Origin of the sequence: Shewanella oncorhynchi, assembly GCF_012584455.1 — a bacterium.
Lineage (GTDB): Bacteria > Pseudomonadota > Gammaproteobacteria > Enterobacterales > Shewanellaceae > Shewanella > Shewanella oncorhynchi.
Map to the genome: position 1 here is coordinate 23,704 of NZ_JABAEB010000015.1, position 18,057 is coordinate 41,760.

General features: G+C 43.4%; 15 protein-coding genes and 1 pseudogene. 12 read left to right on the forward strand and 4 right to left on the reverse strand.

The features are described 5' to 3' along the window. The first annotated feature begins 1 nt into the window (after nt 1). The 3 genes from HGO26_RS19445 to HGO26_RS19455 all read left to right on the forward strand — a co-directional run bounded on the left by HGO26_RS19445 (nt 2) and on the right by HGO26_RS19455 (nt 2,674). Nucleotides 2–1,630: a DHA2 family efflux MFS transporter permease subunit gene (locus HGO26_RS19445; protein ID WP_168827312.1), complete on the forward strand. Its 1,629-nt coding sequence runs from the start codon at nt 2–4 to the stop codon at nt 1,628–1,630. A 162-nt stretch (nt 1,631–1,792) separates the two neighbouring features. Then, nucleotides 1,793–2,248, forward strand: a complete 456-nt coding sequence (locus HGO26_RS19450) for a GNAT family N-acetyltransferase (protein ID WP_168827314.1) — start codon at nt 1,793–1,795, stop codon at nt 2,246–2,248. 99 nt (nt 2,249–2,347) lie between these two features. Continuing rightward, nucleotides 2,348–2,674, forward strand: coding sequence for a putative quinol monooxygenase (locus HGO26_RS19455; RefSeq protein WP_028761825.1), 327 nt, complete (start codon nt 2,348–2,350; stop codon nt 2,672–2,674). A 400-nt stretch (nt 2,675–3,074) separates the two neighbouring features. On the opposite strand, the gene HGO26_RS19460 is transcribed toward HGO26_RS19455, so the two are convergent. After that, the gene (locus tag HGO26_RS19460; RefSeq protein WP_168827316.1) at nt 3,075–4,712 is read right to left on the reverse strand and encodes a lactate permease LctP family transporter; all 1,638 of its coding nucleotides are present in this window, start codon (nt 4,710–4,712) and stop codon (nt 3,075–3,077) included. Nucleotides 4,713–5,278: 566 nt separating this feature from the next. Here HGO26_RS19460 and HGO26_RS19465 point away from each other — a divergent pair. The 5 genes and pseudogenes from HGO26_RS19465 to HGO26_RS19485 all read left to right on the forward strand — a co-directional run bounded on the left by HGO26_RS19465 (nt 5,279) and on the right by HGO26_RS19485 (nt 9,319). After that, nucleotides 5,279–5,515, forward strand: a complete 237-nt coding sequence (locus tag HGO26_RS19465) for a thioredoxin family protein (RefSeq protein WP_113939188.1) — start codon at nt 5,279–5,281, stop codon at nt 5,513–5,515. 339 nt (nt 5,516–5,854) lie between these two features. Continuing rightward, nucleotides 5,855–6,724, forward strand: a complete 870-nt coding sequence (locus HGO26_RS19470) for a DUF2927 domain-containing protein (RefSeq protein WP_168827318.1) — start codon at nt 5,855–5,857, stop codon at nt 6,722–6,724. 117 nt (nt 6,725–6,841) lie between these two features. Continuing rightward, nucleotides 6,842–8,284 (forward strand): MBL fold metallo-hydrolase RNA specificity domain-containing protein, encoded by a 1,443-nt coding sequence (locus HGO26_RS19475; protein ID WP_168827320.1) that lies wholly within the window; start codon nt 6,842–6,844, stop codon nt 8,282–8,284. A 310-nt stretch (nt 8,285–8,594) separates the two neighbouring features. Next, a pseudogene (locus tag HGO26_RS22405) lies at nt 8,595–8,823 on the forward strand (sodium:alanine symporter family protein); the annotation flags it as partial. A gap of 121 nt (nt 8,824–8,944) precedes the next feature. After that, nucleotides 8,945–9,319 carry a hypothetical protein gene (locus tag HGO26_RS19485; protein WP_247651595.1) on the forward strand — a complete coding sequence of 125 codons (375 nt, stop codon included), beginning with the start codon at nt 8,945–8,947 and terminating at the stop codon, nt 9,317–9,319. Between the two features lie 68 nt (nt 9,320–9,387). On the opposite strand, the gene HGO26_RS19490 is transcribed toward HGO26_RS19485, so the two are convergent. Both HGO26_RS19490 and HGO26_RS19495 read right to left on the reverse strand, forming a co-directional pair. After that, the gene (locus HGO26_RS19490; protein WP_131523937.1) at nt 9,388–10,743 is read right to left on the reverse strand and encodes a flavohemoglobin expression-modulating QEGLA motif protein; all 1,356 of its coding nucleotides are present in this window, start codon (nt 10,741–10,743) and stop codon (nt 9,388–9,390) included. A 541-nt stretch (nt 10,744–11,284) separates the two neighbouring features. After that, nucleotides 11,285–11,461 carry a PA3496 family putative envelope integrity protein gene (locus HGO26_RS19495; protein WP_006079984.1) on the reverse strand — a complete coding sequence of 59 codons (177 nt, stop codon included), beginning with the start codon at nt 11,459–11,461 and terminating at the stop codon, nt 11,285–11,287. Between the two features lie 324 nt (nt 11,462–11,785). On the opposite strand from HGO26_RS19495, the gene HGO26_RS19500 reads away from it, so the two are divergent. From HGO26_RS19500 to rimK, 4 genes are all read left to right on the forward strand, one after another. Beyond that, complete coding sequence (locus HGO26_RS19500; protein ID WP_168827322.1) at nt 11,786–13,939, forward strand: CHASE domain-containing sensor histidine kinase; 2,154 nt, start codon at nt 11,786–11,788, stop codon at nt 13,937–13,939. Then, nucleotides 13,936–14,370, forward strand: coding sequence for a response regulator (locus tag HGO26_RS19505; RefSeq protein WP_105250317.1), 435 nt, complete (start codon nt 13,936–13,938; stop codon nt 14,368–14,370). Before HGO26_RS19500 ends, HGO26_RS19505 begins: the two co-directional genes overlap by 4 nt. Before the next feature lie 9 nt (nt 14,371–14,379). Continuing rightward, on the forward strand, nt 14,380–16,095 hold the full coding sequence (locus tag HGO26_RS19510; RefSeq protein ID WP_131523939.1) for a putative bifunctional diguanylate cyclase/phosphodiesterase: 1,716 nt from the start codon (nt 14,380–14,382) through the stop codon (nt 16,093–16,095). A 179-nt stretch (nt 16,096–16,274) separates the two neighbouring features. Further along, the gene (gene rimK / locus HGO26_RS19515) at nt 16,275–17,180 is read left to right on the forward strand and encodes a 30S ribosomal protein S6--L-glutamate ligase (RefSeq protein WP_113939182.1); all 906 of its coding nucleotides are present in this window, start codon (nt 16,275–16,277) and stop codon (nt 17,178–17,180) included. A gap of 58 nt (nt 17,181–17,238) precedes the next feature. Here rimK and HGO26_RS19520 read toward each other — a convergent pair whose 3' ends face one another. Then, complete coding sequence (locus tag HGO26_RS19520; RefSeq protein ID WP_168827324.1) at nt 17,239–17,931, reverse strand: TorF family putative porin; 693 nt, start codon at nt 17,929–17,931, stop codon at nt 17,239–17,241. Nucleotides 17,932–18,057 lie beyond the last annotated feature (126 nt).

The following is an 18,057-nucleotide window of genomic DNA, read 5'->3' on the forward strand; positions in this document are numbered from 1 at the left end:
TATGAGCGCAACTGGCTCTATCACTGCGTCTGCCGATATGGAGGCGCAGGGCATCAGTGTACCTAGAAAGCCTATCGATTATGAGCGTGGCAGTCGCCGTTCATGGATTGCGGTATTTGGTGGTTTGATCGGCGCCTTTATGGCGATCCTCGATATTCAAATCACCAATGCATCGATGAAGGAGATTCAAGGCAGCCTTGGGGCAACGCTCGAAGAAGGCAGCTGGATTTCAACCGCGTATCTGGTGGCTGAAATGATCGCGATCCCGCTCTCTGGCTGGCTCAGTACGGGATTGTCGGTCAGGCGTTATCTGTTATGGACCACGGCTGCTTTTATCTTTGCTTCTGTGCTTTGCTCAATCGCGTGGAACTTAGAGGCCATGATCGCCTTTCGGGCGCTACAGGGCTTCTTTGGTGGTGCACTGATTCCGTTAGCCTTTAGGCTTATTCTTGAGTTTTTACCCGATAACAAGCGTGCCGTCGGCATGGCGTTATTTGGCGTGACGGCGACCTTTGCGCCTTCAATCGGCCCGACCTTAGGCGGTTGGTTGACCGAGCAATTTAGCTGGCATTATCTGTTTTATATCAACGTGCCACCGGGCTTGTTGGTGATGGCCATGTTGGCCTACGGTTTAGAGAAGCAGTCGGTCGTTTGGGATAAGCTGAAGAATGTCGATCTGGCGGGCATAGTCACTATGGCGTTGGGTATGGGTTGCCTTGAAGTGGTGCTCGAAGAGGGTAACCGCAAGGACTGGTTTGGCTCGGAGCTCATTCGTAATCTGGCCATTATTGCCGTCGTGAATCTGGTGTTATTTGTTTGGATCCAGTTAAGGCGTAAACAGCCGTTAGTGAATTTGCGCCTGCTCGGTAAGCGTGATTTTGTGCTCTCCACCGTGGCGTATTTTTTACTGGGCATGGCATTATTCGGTGCTATTTATTTGATCCCGCTTTACCTATCACAAGTCCATGATTACACACCGTTAGAAATTGGTGGTGTGATTATGTGGATGGGATTTCCGCAGCTATTGGTCTTGCCCTTAGTGCCGAAATTGATGGAGCGCTTCGATAGTCGTTATCTCGCTGCCTTTGGCTTTTTAATGTTCGCCATTAGCTATTACATGAATAGCCAGATGACCGCAGATTATGCCGGACCGCAGATGATCGCTTCGCAAGTAGTGCGGGCATTAGGTCAGCCTTTTATTCTGGTGCCAATTGGAATGCTTGCTACTATGCATTTAAAACCCCATGAAAATGCCTCGGCATCGACGGTATTAAACGTGATGCGTAACTTAGGTGGCGCTTTTGGTATCGCGCTGGTGGCGACCCTGACTGACACTTTGTCGCGCGGGCATTTGGCTCATATTAAGGAATCTTTACCCACAGTGAGCACGCAAGCACAGGATTATTTAACCCAAAGCGCAAGTATGTTGCAGGCGGGAGGTTCAGATCCCTATACCGCCGCCGCGCAGGCGAAAGCTTTGCTGGGCAAAACCATGAGTCAGCAAGCTTATATTCAGGCCTATAACGATGTGTTTTACATCATGGGCGCTCTGCTACTCATCGCCGTATTCGCAGTGTTGCTGATCCGTAAACCGACTGGGCCTGTGGCCCACGATGCCATGGTCGAGTAATAACGTTTTTCGTTATCCTGTTGTCGCCATAGATTTCCCCAGATCTATTGGTTTTCGCAACAGCTTTGCGCCTTAGTCCTCGCGGATTAAGGCGCTTTTTTATGGTCTTTATGCTGTGGTAGACTCAAAGCTCTTTTTCGATGATTTACAGAGGGATATCGTTTGCAGTGGCAAAATCTTACATTTAATCAATTAAATGCCAATACCCTATATGACATATTGAAGTTAAGAGTCGATGTGTTTGTGGTAGAGCAGGCCTGTGCGTATCCAGAGCTTGACGATAAGGATAGGCACCCAGAAACCCAGCATTTATTCGGCTTATCGTCAGACGAGGAACTGCTTGCCTACGCGCGTATTTTGCCGCCGGGATTGAGTTATCCAGAGGCGAGTATCGGTCGTGTGGTGGTATCGCCAGCGGGACGAGGCAAAGGGCTAGCCATGCCTTTAATGCAGCACGCCATTGAATCGGCACTGACGACTTGGCCCGATGCGGGGATCCAAATCGGTGCTCAAGATTACCTCAAAGCTTTCTATCAAAAACTCGGCTTTGTCGCCTGCTCTGAGATGTATTTAGAAGATGGTATTCCCCATTTAGATATGCGCTACCAATCAGCATAAGCGGCTATCAATATGAGTTATCTACATCAATTATCAACATAAGCGATCAACAAAAGCTTGGCACATAAACATTCAACATTAAGCCAATAAGGAACTGAGATGTCGACTTCAACGGACTATAAAATCAATCAACAGCAAATTGCCTGCGTGGCGAGTTTTCTGGCTAAAGAGGGCAAAACCGAAGCACTAATAGCTGCGCTCGCGAGCCTTATTCCCGATACGCGCCGCGAAGCGGGTTGTATTCGTTACGAACTCAATGTGAGCCGTGATGAACCACGCCGCGTGACGTTTGTAGAGAAGTTTGTCGATATTGCCGCCTTTGATGAGCACTGCGCTAAAGATGCAATTCAACACTATTTCCACCAAGTTATGCCCGAATTAGTCGAGTCATACCATGTGGAAACCTATCACCAAATCATTGTTTAACCATGAGATAAATGATTAGGAGCTTGCAGTGTTGATTAGCTATATCGAGCCTGTATTTAGACCGCCATCCGAATAGAAGTCATTGATACTGCAAGTGACTAATGGCCGCAGCTGGAACCATTGCACTTTAACTCTTTAGTGCTAAAGGGTGTATTAGTAAGGACAAGGTGAAGTGGCTGGCTTAAGTTGCATTTGTCATCAATGTACCGAGTAGTTATCTACGACAAGAATGACAATCTGGACTTTGATTGTATTACTTCACTGGGATTAATAAAGCTGCCTTGCTACTTTGCTTAATTGAACCCATTCGAACTTCATCGCAGAGTGAGTTTTATATCCATTTCAATCTAAAAAGCCGAGTGGTTTATCACTCGGCTTTTAATATATCTTAGATATCGCTTTATTTAGTGAAAAACACTAATGTCCAAGGGACTACGTATGCTTGGAGTACTGTGATCACGCCAATGAAAGTACAGAAAAATAGACTGTGCTTTAGCGTAAAGCGGAAAAGATCTGATTCTTTACCCGCCAATCCCGTTGCAGCGCAAGCAACGGCAATAGATTGTGGCGAAATCATTTTGCCCGTTACTCCTCCCGTAGTGTTTGCGGCGACTAATAACTCCGGTGTTACACCTATTTGGTTTGCTGTATTGGCTTGCAGCGCGCCAAATAGGGCATTTGATGAGGTGTCTGAACCTGTTAAAAACACACCTAACCAACCTAAGAATGGTGAGAAGAAGGGGAATGCTACGCCAGTGCCAGCGAGCACGAGTGCTAAGGTTGAAGATAGACCTGAATAGTTAGCGACAAAGGCAAATGCTAATACTAATCCAATCGACAATATCGGGAATTTTAATTCAATTAAAGTGTCTTTAAAGGATGTCAGTGCATTACTTACTGACATTTTAAGGACTACAATTGAGATCATTGCTGCGATTAAAATGGCTGTTCCAACAGCGCCTAATAAATTAAGTTTATATATTGCTGCATAAGGGGTTTCCTTAGCGACAATAGGTGCACTTTTGATAACGATATTATGTAAGTAAGGTACTTCAATACTGATAGTGGCAAAACTTAATGCCAGTTGTACATCTTTAAGACTCCACAGGGTTACAATCGCTGTGAGAATAATAAAGGGAGACCATGCTTTAAATATCTGGCTATTAGAAAAAGTAGATTTAGGGGTAGTAACTCTTTGTTTCATTCCTGAGAAAGTGAATATTTCTTTTGGTTGCCAGACCTTTAGAAATAACGTTAAACAAATTAGACTGACTAACGCTGAAGTAATATCGGGTAATTCGGGGCCGATAAAGTTTGAGGTTAAAAATTGGGTAATCGCAAATGAAACGCCTGCTACTAATGTTGCGGGCCAAGTTTGACGTATTCCCCTGATGCCATCCATCATTGCGATGAGCCAGAAGGGGACAATAATCGATAAAATTGGCAACTGACGGCCAGCGAGTTGTCCAATATGGAATGGGTCTAGTGATGAAACCTGACCTGCTACGATAATTGGGATACCCATAGCTCCAAAGGCGACGGGTGCCGTGTTTGCGATTAAACAAAGTCCTGCTGCATACAATGGATTGAATCCAAGCCCGACAAGTAACGCAGCTGTAATAGCAACAGGTGCACCAAAACCAGCAGCACCTTCGAGGAAGGCTCCAAATGAAAAGCCAACCAATAGCATTTGTAATCGTTGATCTTCCGTGACTGAGATGACTGACGAGCGAATAACCTCAAATTGACCTGTTTTAACGGTGATTTTATATAAAAATACTGCGGTAATAATAATCCAAGCAATTGGCCATAGCCCATAACTAAAACCATATATAGCAGAAGCAAGCGCGATACTAATAGGCATTTTGTAGGCGAGTATCGCGACTGCTAAGGCAATTAATAAGGTTAATGCCCCAGCGATATAGCCTTTAAGTTTTAACACAGTTAAGGCTAGGAAGAAAAACACAATAGGCAGTAAAGCAACCATTGCGGTTAGCCACAAGCTACCGAGTGGCGTGTATGTTTGGGTCCAGGTCATAGGGAGGTTTCCGTATTGTTATAATATGTTGATAAATCGTGTTGCAGCCGCAACATAGCAGATACTAGTGTTTAGTGATGTAGGATCAATCTTAAATGTTGTAATAAGTGATATGGGTCACGAGATGTGTGGATAAATGATGACGGGGAAATATCTAAATAATAATCAAGTAAAATATTGCCTGTTTTAGCTGTATTCACCAAGCGTCTAATTTAGGCTATATTAATATTTGTTGTGTTATCAAGATTATTTTTTGTGAGTCGTGAACTTAACTAGAGTATTGTGATTTTATGAAAAACTAGGCTGTACTAGTTTAGTTTTTTGTAGTGTTTATAACAGATGGTTTATAAATGTTTGTTTATATTTATATATAGAAATTAATAGCAATCAATGCAATGCAACTAATAATGCAGTTATCTTATTGTGGCCTGAATTGAGCTATAGATGTTGCCATACTCTTGTCTATGAGTTTGCTTGGCTGGAAATTTACCTTGCTATATGTGGCTGCGAGTATGACAGTAGGTTGAGATTTTTAATTTTGCAGCACAGTTCGTTGAGGAAGTAATATGAAACAAGTCAAAGTATTAGGCAGTGGTTGCGCTAAATGTAGCAAAACCGCTGAGATGATTGCGGACATATCAGAAGAAATGGGTGTGGATGTTATTGTAAAAAAGGACACAGATCCTCAAAGCCTATTGAAATTTAAAGTGATGAAAACTCCAGCGGTAGTGATCGATGGTGAGCTCGTACATAGCGGCTCAGTACCGACGCGCGATGAAGTTGAGGGGTGGTTAAGGGACTAGAGCTCGCTGAATAGTTGCACGGATTATGCTCGTTAGAAAGCGCTTAAGCTAAAAATGCACACCATTGTCATCCTGAATCCTTGGCAATGGTGGTGTAATATCATCAGTATACGATTAATGATCGTTAAATATAATGTGTTTAAAAACAATGCATTGATTCTTTGTGTAGTAATTTTATTATGGGGTTTTATTGGCTACGGTTTAGTCGGCATTGCATTATCTGGGCGAGTTTATTAAGTCTATGTCGTAGGAGATTGTTTGCAGATTTCGACTTCTTTTATCAGTATCACTGCTATGATTTTGATTCAGTGACCTCGTCAAGTTGCGGGATGAGTGCCAATGCAAAAGTGGCTTAGGGTATTAACACGTTTCTACAGTTGGTTATTTTTTACTGCACGTCTGTTTCGTTTAGGGCTTTTTCTAGCGCTAAGTTTATTCGCTTTGCCTTTGTTTGCTGCTCAAACATCTCCCAGATTAACCCAAGTATTAACGCCCGCTACGGATTGGAAAAACTCCGCTTATATCACCCAAGCATTTAGTGAAGTCGCCCTACAAAATGAGCATGACCTTGCTAAACATAGCGTGCGTAAGTGGCGCATACCGGTACGAGTGTTTATTGAGCATCAAGTGGGTGATAAGGCGCTGCACACTCAATTAGTGTTGATGCACTTAACACACTTAGGCCAGATTACCGGCCTCGATATTCAACGGGTAGATACGCTCTCTGAGGCGAATCTGCACTTAGTTTTTACCCGTCAATCCCTATGGGCAAGTGAGGTGATGCGCTTAATGGGACCGAGCTCGGCGAAAAATGTCCATGGCTCTGTGTGTATGGCAAAGTTTGCTCTCAATTCACGGCAAGAGATTGAACGTGCTTGGATTATTATTCCTGTAGATCAAGCCAAAATGCACGGTAAATTAGTGGCTTGCGTAGTGGAAGAGATTGCCCAAGTGCTTGGTTTACCCAATGATTCAGAGAAAGTATTTCCCTCCATCTTTAACGACAAAACCCCGCAGGACTTACTTACCGGGCTCGATTTCATTTTGCTTAAATTACTCTATAGCCCAAGTATTAGCGCTGGAATGACGGCCGCAGAGGTCAAGCAGCCTTTGCAGATCTTGCTCGAACAATGGCTGCGCGATGGCACTATTGCTAACGCTGGCAAAACGGTACGTCAAGGTCAGTTGTACCCATTGTTAGGTTATTGATGACTAAGCATTACAGCTAAAGTTGACATTGCTCGCACGTGACTAATTAATCCTTTTTGTTTTAGGGATAAGGGCATAGTCTATCTTTATATGAGATAAACACCTTGGAGGGACACCATGCGAATGACATTGCAGTTTTTAGGGGCGACAGAGGAAGTGACGGGTTCGTGTCATTTACTCTCGGTTGATCATGAACACTTATTGCTCGACTGTGGTTTGATCCAAGGCGGTAAATCTGATGAGTTGCGTAATCATGATCCCTTCGCATTTGATCCTGAGTCTATTTCTGCTGTCGTGCTTAGCCATGCCCATATTGATCATTCTGGGCGTTTACCACTCTTAGTCAAAGCGGGTTTTGATGGGCCTATCTACACCCATAAAGCCACGGCAGAGCTGTGCGCCATCATGCTCAAAGATGCGGCTATGCTGCAGACCCGCGATACCGAAAGAGTCAATAAAAAGCGTGCTAAACATGATCTTGCCCCCCTAGAACCGCTATTCACCGTTGAAGATGCTGAACTCGCGATAACCCAATTTGTACCATTGGAATATGGTCAAGTGACTAGGGTTATTCCCCATGTGGATATTTGCCTCTCAGATGCAGGGCATATTTTAGGTTCCGCCTTAGTCGAGTTATGGTTAGGTGAGGGCAAATCCCAGAAGAAAATCGTCTTCAGTGGCGATCTTGGCCGTGCAGGTATGCCGATTTTACGTAATCCTACCTTAGTGGATTCGGCAGATTTAGTCTTAATGGAAAGCACCTATGGCAATCGTTTTCACCGCAGTTGGACGGATACCTTAGCCGAGTTGAAAGCCATTTTTGCTAAGACAGTCAACGAGAGCCAAGGCAATATATTGCTCCCCGCTTTTTCGGTTGGACGAGCACAGGAGTTATTATATCTATTTCATTTATATGCTAAAGAATGGGATCTCGGCCGTTGGAAAATCTGCCTAGACAGCCCGATGGCAATTGAGGCGACACGCGTCTACGTTAATAATTATCCGCTGATGGATGAGGACTTTAAACGCTTTACCCGCCAACATCCTGGGCAGCATCCGCTGTTGTCGAATGTCGAATTTATCCAAACGACCGAAGAGTCGATAGCGCTGAACGATGTGCATAAGGGATTGATCATTATCGCAGGGAGCGGCATGTGTAACGGTGGACGTATTCGTAGCCACTTAGAGCATAATTTATGGCGCCCAGAATGTGATGTGATTATTTGTGGTTATCAAGCGCTTGGAACACCGGGGCGTGCCCTCGTCGATGGCGCTGAGGAACTGTCTATTCATGGTAACAGCATTAAAGTCGCGGCTAAGTTACACACAGTGGGTGGACTTTCAGCCCATGCGGATCAAGCAGAGTTATTACGTTGGTATCACCATTTTGAAGGCCAGCCGCCGTTAATTTTAGTCCATGGAGAACCCGAGGCGCAGCATGGATTAGTCGATGTGATTAACCAAGATCCTCAGACTAAACCAAAGGCTATAGCAATCGTGACCCAGGGTGACCGATTGGATTTAAATGCACTGCCGCAGTTAGTGTGGAAGCCAGCTTAAGTTTATTATCATTACTCGCGAAACTCCGCTCGATAGACTCCTTGCATCATCAATGCAGGGAGTTTTATTTGTTTTGTAAATCAATATCTCACTGCTCGGTAATAACTCTGCTTGCCAATCAATTTCAGATAAATTCAGGCATGATTTAGAACTTTAATTGTTTGCAATTAGTTTCAATTAGTTGCAATTGGTTGCAATTTGAGGTTTGCATGTTAAATTGGCGACATTGATATGTCGTGTTCGTTAGGCCAAGCCCTGATCCGACCTAGTCAATCAAGCTATGACAATAACAAGCAATCACCAGGTTTGAATGGAAGCGATTACGGAGTTTGTTGGCCTGATTAATGGCTTTGTCTAGGGCGCATCTATACTTGGTGATGATCTTAGGCGTTGGTTTGTTTCTTTCCCTCTGACTGAGATTAATTTCCTCTCTAAAGTTAGGCATAAGCTTTAAGTTACTCTGGTCTAGCCGTATTCCTGATAAAGATAAGAATGTGAATCCGTTTAATGTGTTGATGGCCTCCTTTTTAGCCACTATTAAGCCCTGTAGTTCTTGCTTTAACGTGGTTATACTTTATTCGTCAGCATGCAGAGGAAGCCGCAAAATCAAGCTTATAGATTATTTATTAAAAGTTAAGTGACTAATAAAATGGAATTTAAATGATGCTAAATAAAAGTCTGTGTGTAATCGTTTTTTGCTTATTACTGACAGCGTGTAATGGCGTGACATTTCGCACCAATGCGGGTGCTGTTGCTTTAAATAATGCAGTCGCCGGTACTGTTGAAGTGTATTCTCAGGCAGAAATGTCCAGGCACAAGTTTATGAGCTTAGGTGAAGTCTCCACCACATTTTGCAGTACTCAAATTTATCCTGCTGAACACGTCAATTTGGACGATCTTAAAAAAGATTTGAAAGTACAAGTTAAAAAGTTGGGTGGAAATGCCATTATCTTCTACACGTGTGGCAAAGCGAGTTATCCTGCCTGTGAGTTGTATTTTGAATGTAATGGTGAAGGTTTTTCTATCGAAGATTAGCGTTTAGTTTTATAAAAAAGCTCACATAGTTGTGAGCTTTTTTATTTTAAATCAATCAGGTTACTGTATTAGTCCGAGTTGTTGTCAAATTCAGTATCATCGAGTAACTCAAAGGCGGGGACGACATTCGGTACGTCTTTAAATAAGCGTGTGAAATGGCGCTGTACACCTTTCAAATCGATTCCTGCTAAACCTGATGCAAAACCAAACCAAGCATAAAGGCCACTAAAGTTATCAAACATGGGCGGTAGATATTTAGGCGTAGTCAGAATGCCCTCTTGGCAAGCTTGGTATAACACGGGGATATCTTCGATCGCCAATTTACCGAGGAATAGCATAGGGATGAGTTCAGGAAGGCCTGAGGTTATGGCGCTGCGGATAAAGTTAATGTTTTCCACATAGCCACGCACATAGGAAATATCCTTAGTGAAGAAACTGCCGCCTTCCACCATACCCCCACGGAAAACCCTTTGGGTGACACGGTAACTGTCTGTCGCACTTAGATTCAATCCTCTGAAATAATTGAATACCTCTATAAAGTCAGCACCATTTTCAGCCATATCGACCGCGGCAACACGGTCACTAATTCGCCGAGCCCGTCCTGGATTTGAGCTTAGCGTCAGCATTTCCAGTAAAACGGCTAGACCTTCTTGGGTTGCTGCTACGCGCGGAGAACCGACACTGAGCCAAGTGGCGTGGGGTTGAGCTCGGCCGTTTAGCGTTGTGCCGACATGCACCCAACCTTCGTGAACTTCATATACATTAAGATCCGATTCGCTGAACATTGCTTTGCTATTGAGCTTAACGGTATCGCCACCGACTGCAGCGTCAGAGACGATACCGTCACTAAGGCGTACACGCATATCATCGCTATGGAAGTATTTTTCTAAACGTTGGCTGAGCACGTTAACCGCTTCTGGCGCGCTAATAATTTTAGGGTGATGTTTATTCATGTGCCTCGCCGCGGGCAACGAGAAAATGTAGCTGAGTTTATCACCTAACTGGCGCAAGGTATGGCGATCGCCATGCAGTTTATGGCTAGCACTGCCGTACAATTCTTGGCTGAGCTTACCAAAGGTTGGCGTGCCTCTGTTCCCCAACATATCGATGACAAGGCGATACTGATCGACGTTTGCCACTAATATTTTGCCGAGTTTGTCTCGTTTACCCAAACGTCTATGGATGTCCTGCTTTAGGGAGGCTAGCTCAGCTTGGGTTTTAACAGGATCAAAAGGTAAAGCAATGTTTTGATAGAACTCTTGCTTGATAGCCGGAAGTACCGTGCCCTTATTGGAGAGAAAACGTTCCTCCATTTCCCGCGGCCATTTAATGGCATCTAAGATTTTTATTGGCGTTTGAATGCGAATTAATTCATCGGAAAAACGGCGTAGATCTTGTTGATATTGGGCTAACGACTCAGACATTCCCGTATATCCTGCAGGTAATTTCAGCGAGAGAGATGTGGCTAATCATAGCCTTAAACCTCATTTATTCATATTGATTCGCAGGCTAGCGGAGGAAATATACCGATTAAATAAATTAGCTGTTATCGATTTTGTGAATCATTTTGGTGTACTTGTTACAATTCTAGCGCTATGTCTATGGGACATAAATAAGTAACCATCTGTTTAATAATATTTTATTGATATGGCATTCAAGCTGCTTTGTTCTTGATATAGAAATAGATTGATTGGAGCAAAACATGACAGCGATGAGTTATTTGAGTGTGCTAAGGCTGAATGCTTGTTAATCAAAACTCAAGCTGACAAGAGTGGTAAAAATGACCGTGATGACGCGATATTAAATCTGGAGGTTAGTGAGCTAAAGCAGAGTAACACCCAGCATTATTGACTGGGTGAGATATTCGATTTTAGTGGGCCAAAACTCAGTGAGTTCGAAACAAATGATCACCGACTGAGATCATCATCCCATCATTTTGACCACTAGATAGCGAGATAGAATTGGCTAGAAAAAATCGTCATCTCCTAATGCACGTTTTAACTCCGCCCGCTCGAGGTAGTCTTCTAAACGCTTTTTGACTTCGCGTCTATGCTGCATTGCCTCGGCGGCTTTGCTGTTTCTTGGTGTGGTCATTGCCTCAAGTTCAGTATCGTTGGGCACGACTTCAGTAATATGAGCCATAACGAATTCCTCTTGTTGTTCCTAACGACTTTCTAACTAAAAAGAGTATGGTAGAAAAGCAAATAATTTTGTGAGTTAGGGTGAAAAATTCTTCCCGTGAGTCGGATGATTCAGCTTACTGCTGTTTGGCGTAGGCACTAGACTGCAATTGAATATTTGATTAATTTAGTTTTTGCTTATTTTGTGATTAAGAGCACGGTATAGTCATAGATATATTCGCGTTAATTCCGAGTTAAATAGTAGGATAAACTTGAATTTAGTCATAATTACAACAACACTTGTACCTGTGTTTGTTGTTAATCGTTTGCTAGGGAATTGGCTTACATGGACAAGGATCAGTTTTCTAAATCACTCCCCCCATCTAATAATATCTACTTTAGCGTGCTGAGCTCTAGCTGGCTGATGATAGTGGCTGCCTTACTTTTCATGGGGATCTCTTGGTATGTGCTTGAGCAATATCTTAGGGATAGAGGTGAAGAGCGTTTCGAAAATAGCGTTCAAGAATTAACAGAAGCTGTGAATCGCAGAATGCTTGCCTATGAGCAAGTCTTACGTGGTGGCGTTGGCTTATTGTTATCGTCGAGTAATGTGACACGTCAGGAATGGCAAACTTATGTCATCAATGCTCATTTATCTGAGTATTACCCAGGTTTTCAAGGTTTTGGCTATGCTCAGTTACTTCAACCTGAAGCATTAAGTGCGCACATCCAACAAGTTCAAGCTGAAGGTTTTAAAGACTATAAAGTTTACCCAGAAGGAACGCGTGATCAGTATTGCGTGATTGTGTACTTAGAACCCTTTGATTGGCGTAATCAAAGAGCCTTGGGTTATGACATGTGCTCCGAGTCTAATCGATATAAAGCCATCACTCGCGCTATTACCACTGGACTGCCGACAGTTTCTGGCAAAGTCGTATTAGTTCAAGATACTTCTGATGATGCTAAAGCGGGCTTTTTAATGTATTTACCGCTTTATCAAGGCACAACAACAACAGAGGCTGAGCGTAAACAGCACGTGTTTGGACTTGTGTATGCAGCGTTTAGGATGGATGACCTCATGCAAGGGATTATGGGGGAGCGATTCTCAGGCTTGAAACTTGCCATTTATGAAAGTCCGCAGGCAAGCGCTGACAGTCTAATGTTTACCAGCAGCAAAGTGGCCCCGAATGAGCAGGATGTGTTTTATCACTCACAGACTGACTTGGTTGGAGGGCAGTTGTGGCGCTTAGACATTTCATCACAATCGCGTTTTATCTCGAGAGCGGAACAGACCCAAGGTATGTGGCTCCAATTTATCGGTTGTGGTTTTATTTTGGCATTGTTTTACTCAGTGTTAATTATGGCGCGTAATCGATATAAGGAGTCTTTACTGACTTCAGAGTTAATTGCTAACGAAAAACGCTTCAGATTAGTAATTGAAGCCTCTCCAAGTGCGCTATTTATGGTGGATAAATCTGGATTTATTACTTTAGTGAATACCCATGCTGAACGTTTGTTCGGCTATACCAGAGACGAGTTACTCGGTCGTTCCATCAATATGTTATTGCCCGAAACCCTAAGGGATGCTCATCAGCAACACATGAGTAACTATTTAGTGCAGCCTATTGCGAAAAATATGTCGATGCGGGATGACCTGTTTGGCTGTTGCAAAGATGGCAGTCGACTCGCAATTGAAGTGGGGTTGACGCCTATTCATTTTAGTAATGGCATTTCTATTCTCGCGACAATTAACAATGTCTCTGAACGTAAACGCATTGAAGTTCAGCGTGCAGAACATATGCTTGAGCTTGAGCGTATCAATCAAGAATTAGACAGGTTTGCCTATATTGCTTCCCATGATTTGAAATCCCCCTTACGTGGTATCGAGCAGCTAACCTCTTGGTTGTCTGAAGATTTAGTCGATAACACCAATGAAAATGTACAGAAATACCTAGGGCTTATCCAAAGTCGTATTCATCGAATGGTGTTATTACTCGATGGACTATTGATGTTTTCTCGGATTGGTCGTGTCGATACCGAAACCACTGAAGTGAAAAGTCGGCAACTGGTTGAAGACATGTTTGCGCTCGTCGCGCCGCCACAGGGATTTGAATTAGTCCTAAAAGGTGAATTTCCGAATTTTTATACCGTAAGACCATTGTTGGAATTAGTTATACGAAATTTAATCAGTAACGCCATAAAACACCATGACTTAGGTACAGGTGTTATTACGGTTTCATGTGAGGCGGTTGATCAGCAGTATCGATTCAGTGTGATAGATGATGGTCCGGGAATATCAAGCTCATATCATGAAAAAGTCTTCGAGATGTTTCAAACACTTAAACCAAGGGATGAAGTTGAAGGCAGTGGTTTAGGCTTATCACTTGTGAGGAAAACGCTAGAAAGTTTAGGTGGAGAGATTCAGCTTAAATCGCAGGGCCGAGGTTGTTGTTTTTGCTTTAGTTGGCCTAAGCAAATAGTGAAAAAGGAGCTTCTATGAGCGCAGCAAATCACTATCAACAGGTCACCATTTTATTGGTTGATGACGATGACGTGGATTACATGGCCGTGCAGCGGGCGATGAGACAATTGAGGTTACTCAATCCCTTAGTGCGTGCTCGGGATGGGATCGAAGCATTAACTATTCTAACTAGTTTAGACACGATCAAAGGTCCGTATCTTATTTTGCTCGATCTTAATATGCCAAGAATGAATGGGTTTGAGTTCCTTGAGCGAATACGTTCAGATCCTTCTCTTTCTTCGTCTGTCGTTTTTATGCTCACCACGTCGAGTACCGATGAAGATAGGATGAAAGCCTATAGCCATCATGTGGCTGGTTACATGGTTAAAACTGATATGAAAGACGGTTTTAACAATATTTTTAATATGCTTGAAGGTTACTGGCGAATAGTGGAGCTCCCATCCGCATAAGGTGAGTATATGGATTTACTACTGATAGATGATGATGAAGTTGATAGAACTGCGATCATCCGAGCACTCAGACAGTCAAAGTTGACTTTTAATGTGGTCGAAGCAAATTGTGCATTTGATGGTTTAAATCTCGCATTAGAACGTCATTTTGACGGTATTCTATTGGATTATTTATTACCCGATGCTAATGGCTTAGAAGTGTTGATCAAGCTCAATGCCATGACGCAAGACCAGACCGTAGTCGTTATGCTGAGTCGCTATGAAGATGAGAAACTGGCTCAGCGCTGTATTGAACTAGGGGCACAGGACTTCTTGCTTAAGGATGAGGTCAACTCGCGGATACTAACTCGTGCAATTCGTTATGCGAAACAAAGATCTTCAATGGCGTTGGCGTTACGTAATAGTCACCAAAAACTAAAAGAGCTAGCTGAACACGATTCGTTGACTAAGCTGGTTAATCGCTATGGTTTTGAACTTTGTCTTAATCGAGCGATAGCAAGGGCCAAACGTTGTCACGACTATTTAGCCGTTATCTTACTCGATTTAGATGATTTTAAAGCGATCAATGACACTCTAGGCCATCAGACGGGGGATATTCTTTTAGTTAAAGTAGCCGCTCGATTAAGTGAAGTACTACGAGATGGCGACATTATTGCCCGTTTAGGTGGGGACGAATTTGTCGTGCTAGTCACTGATAATGATTATAAATATTTCCCTATGATTGTGGCTAATCGATTGTTAAAAGTGTTTGAGGACGTGTTTTGTCTCGGTGATAACGATGTGCTTATTGGTGCCAGTATCGGCGTGGCTTTTTATAATGAAGCGGCTTCGAACAGTTCTGAGCTGATGAAATGTGCCGATATCGCTATGTATCGCGCTAAAAAAATGGGCCGAAACCAGATTCAGTTCTACTCAGAAGCTTTAGATAAAGAGGTGCGTTACCGTAATCATATCGAGTCGAGTTTGCGTACTGCCTTAAAAAGAAATGAATTTAAGGTTCATTATCAAGCGCAAGTGAATGCGAAAACCCATCAGCTGGTGGGTATGGAAGCCCTTATCCGATGGCAGCATCCTGTAGACGGCATTATCACCCCAGATCAATTTTTACCCATAGCCGAAGAAATTGGATTAATGGAGGACATTGATGATTGGGTGCTTGAACAAGCCTGTATTCAGGCACAGGTTTGGTTAACCCAATTACAGCCAACAGGGAGAGAATTTACCATTGCCGTTAATCTGTCTGCATCGCAAATTGGAAATGAGAACCTGTTTGATAAAATAGCGAATACGTTGACTAAGACAGGACTTCCTGCTGTAGCATTAGAGCTTGAAATTACTGAGAATTGCCTTATTGAAGATCCCCATGAACATGCCAAAATGCTCGATAGAATCGCAGAGTTAGGGGTGCGTTTTGCCCTTGATGATTTTGGGACGGGTTTTTCGTCCTTAGAACATATCAAATTGTTTCCCATTAGCGTGCTGAAAATCGATAAAAGCTTTGTCGCTTCCTATGATAAGGATGATAAAGACACTCGTTTGCTCGCTGCATTACTTAACTTCGCCCATGGGTTTAATGTCATATCAGTAGCTGAGGGCGTTGAAACGATTGAGCAGGCTGAGTTTTGCACTTCTCGCCATTGTACTGTATTACAAGGTTATTTGTTTTCTCGTCCCTTAGATGCAACGGAGTTTGAGGCTAAGTATATTCTGCCGCTGTTAACTTAAACCGAGTTCCGAGTGTGATAGGTCTTGAAGTATTTCATTAGCATAATGATTTCGTCTGGTGAGGAATATTTTCTTGCTTTACACTGAGCAATAGACAAATATCAGCCCCTTTTTCTGTCGCTGTGCTTTTGGTGCCGCAGAACGGTTTATTCACTCATGCTTAAGTTGGTCACTCAGCAATGAAAATAGGTATTTTATCCCAATTCCCCCAGTTGTATTCAACACAACGTTTAGTCGCGGCTTGCCAAAGTCGTGGACATGAAGCTGTCGTGATCAATACGCTGAATTGCTACATGAATATTAATTCTATTAAACCTAGCATTCATTATGAAGGTACTGAATTAGTTGGGTTTGATGCCATCATTCCGCGTATTCATGCTAGCGTGACTTTTTATGGTTGTGCCGTTGTACGTCAGTTTGAAATGATGGGTGTATATGCCGCGAATGATTCAATCTCCATTGCGCGTTCGCGGGACAAATTGCGGGCACTGCAACTACTTTCCCGCAAAGGGATTGGCATGCCAGTGACGGGTTTTGCCAATAAGCCAAATGATATCCCAGATCTCATCAATATGGTGGGCGGCGCTCCGTTAGTCATTAAATTACTCGAAGGCACTCAAGGGATTGGTGTCGTACTCGCTGAAACTAAAACGGCTGCTGAGAGCGTGATTGAAGCATTCTTGGGGCTCAAAGCGAATATCTTAGTACAGGAATACATTAAAGAATCCAATGGTAGTGATATTCGTTGTTTTGTTGTCGGTGACAAGGTTGTTGCTTCGATGAAACGTCAAGGTCCCGAGGGCGATTTCCGCTCTAATCTGCATTTAGGTGGTTGTGGTGAGGTGGTAAAAATCACCTCTGTTGAGCGTAAAATGGCTATTGCCGCTGTGAAGGCGATGGGATTGGTTGTCGCGGGAGTAGATATTTTACGTTCTAACCGTGGCCCACTGATCCTTGAGGTTAATTCGGCGCCAGGCATTGAAGGGATTGAGCAAACAACAGGGATTTCAGTGACTGAGCCCATTGTTGAATATATCGAGAAAATGGTTGCGGCCCGTAAAACAAACCGGTCAATTATTGCCTAATTGGTGATAGTGATAAAATGACGCCACTTTTTAAGGTGGCGTTTTTTATGTTTAGAGCTTATAGATCAAAACTGTAGGAATATCCGAGTACTAGTTTGGCATCATCATCGGTGAGATCGGTATCTGAGACCATAAATGACACTGTGCCTATGCTGGTATCTGCGCTGAGAGTCACGTTATAGTCGGCATAATTATCTTCGCCAAACCAAGATTGGACGACATCACCGTTTGAGTAACCATAGTGCACTGATAAACTCAGCTTTTCAGTGAGAGGAACGGATACCGTCGCGGCAAGATAACTGAGATCTTTATTATCTAAAGGATCGGCGGCCAGATCGTCACCGGCATTGATGACTTGGGAGTAAGCCAGTTCGAGCCATTTCCACGTGACAGCAGCATGGAGCTCACCAAAATCAATACTGCCTGGTGCGTCTGGATAGGCGTAGTAGAGATAGCCAAAGTCGTAGCTGATGTCTTCGGTAATACTGCCGCCATAACCCGCATATAGATCAAGCTCGTAGCTAGTATCATCATCAAAATCCACATTCGATGCCCAAGTTCCCGCATAAAATCCAGAATCGTGGCTGTAGTCAAGGCCACCTTGGATTGCGACCGCATCTTTAGTTTGGGTCGCACCGCGCCATAGATAATTAGAGGTACCGCCAATGTTGCCTGATACGGCTGCAAAGGCGTTGCCTGCCAGTAACATTCCCGTCGATAAGGCCAAAACGCTGTACAGTGATTTCTTCATGCTCATCCCCTCGATTGACTTATTTATCGATTCACCATTGGCACACTCAAAGTCAGCTGTGGTCATTAGTGCATCTTGGTTTTTTTCTAAGGAAGGATTTGCTAATCACATGCCACTATTACAATG

Coding starts and splice junctions, on each gene's coding strand:
- HGO26_RS19505 (WP_105250317.1), top strand. CDS start 13,936: ATGAGCGCAGCAAATCACTATCAACAGGTCACCATTTTATTGGTTGAT.
- HGO26_RS19520 (WP_168827324.1), bottom strand. CDS start 17,931: ATGAAGAAATCACTGTACAGCGTTTTGGCCTTATCGACGGGAATGTTA.
- HGO26_RS19485 (WP_247651595.1), top strand. CDS start 8,945: ATGATGCTAAATAAAAGTCTGTGTGTAATCGTTTTTTGCTTATTACTG.
- HGO26_RS19495 (WP_006079984.1), bottom strand. CDS start 11,461: ATGGCTCATATTACTGAAGTCGTGCCCAACGATACTGAACTTGAGGCA.
- HGO26_RS19455 (WP_028761825.1), top strand. CDS start 2,348: ATGTCGACTTCAACGGACTATAAAATCAATCAACAGCAAATTGCCTGC.
- HGO26_RS19465 (WP_113939188.1), top strand. CDS start 5,279: ATGAAACAAGTCAAAGTATTAGGCAGTGGTTGCGCTAAATGTAGCAAA.
- HGO26_RS19510 (WP_131523939.1), top strand. CDS start 14,380: ATGGATTTACTACTGATAGATGATGATGAAGTTGATAGAACTGCGATC.
- HGO26_RS19475 (WP_168827320.1), top strand. CDS start 6,842: ATGCGAATGACATTGCAGTTTTTAGGGGCGACAGAGGAAGTGACGGGT.
- HGO26_RS19470 (WP_168827318.1), top strand. CDS start 5,855: ATGCAAAAGTGGCTTAGGGTATTAACACGTTTCTACAGTTGGTTATTT.
- HGO26_RS19445 (WP_168827312.1), top strand. CDS start 2: ATGAGCGCAACTGGCTCTATCACTGCGTCTGCCGATATGGAGGCGCAG.
- rimK (WP_113939182.1), top strand. CDS start 16,275: ATGAAAATAGGTATTTTATCCCAATTCCCCCAGTTGTATTCAACACAA.
- HGO26_RS19500 (WP_168827322.1), top strand. CDS start 11,786: ATGGACAAGGATCAGTTTTCTAAATCACTCCCCCCATCTAATAATATC.
- HGO26_RS19490 (WP_131523937.1), bottom strand. CDS start 10,743: ATGTCTGAGTCGTTAGCCCAATATCAACAAGATCTACGCCGTTTTTCC.
- HGO26_RS19460 (WP_168827316.1), bottom strand. CDS start 4,712: ATGACCTGGACCCAAACATACACGCCACTCGGTAGCTTGTGGCTAACC.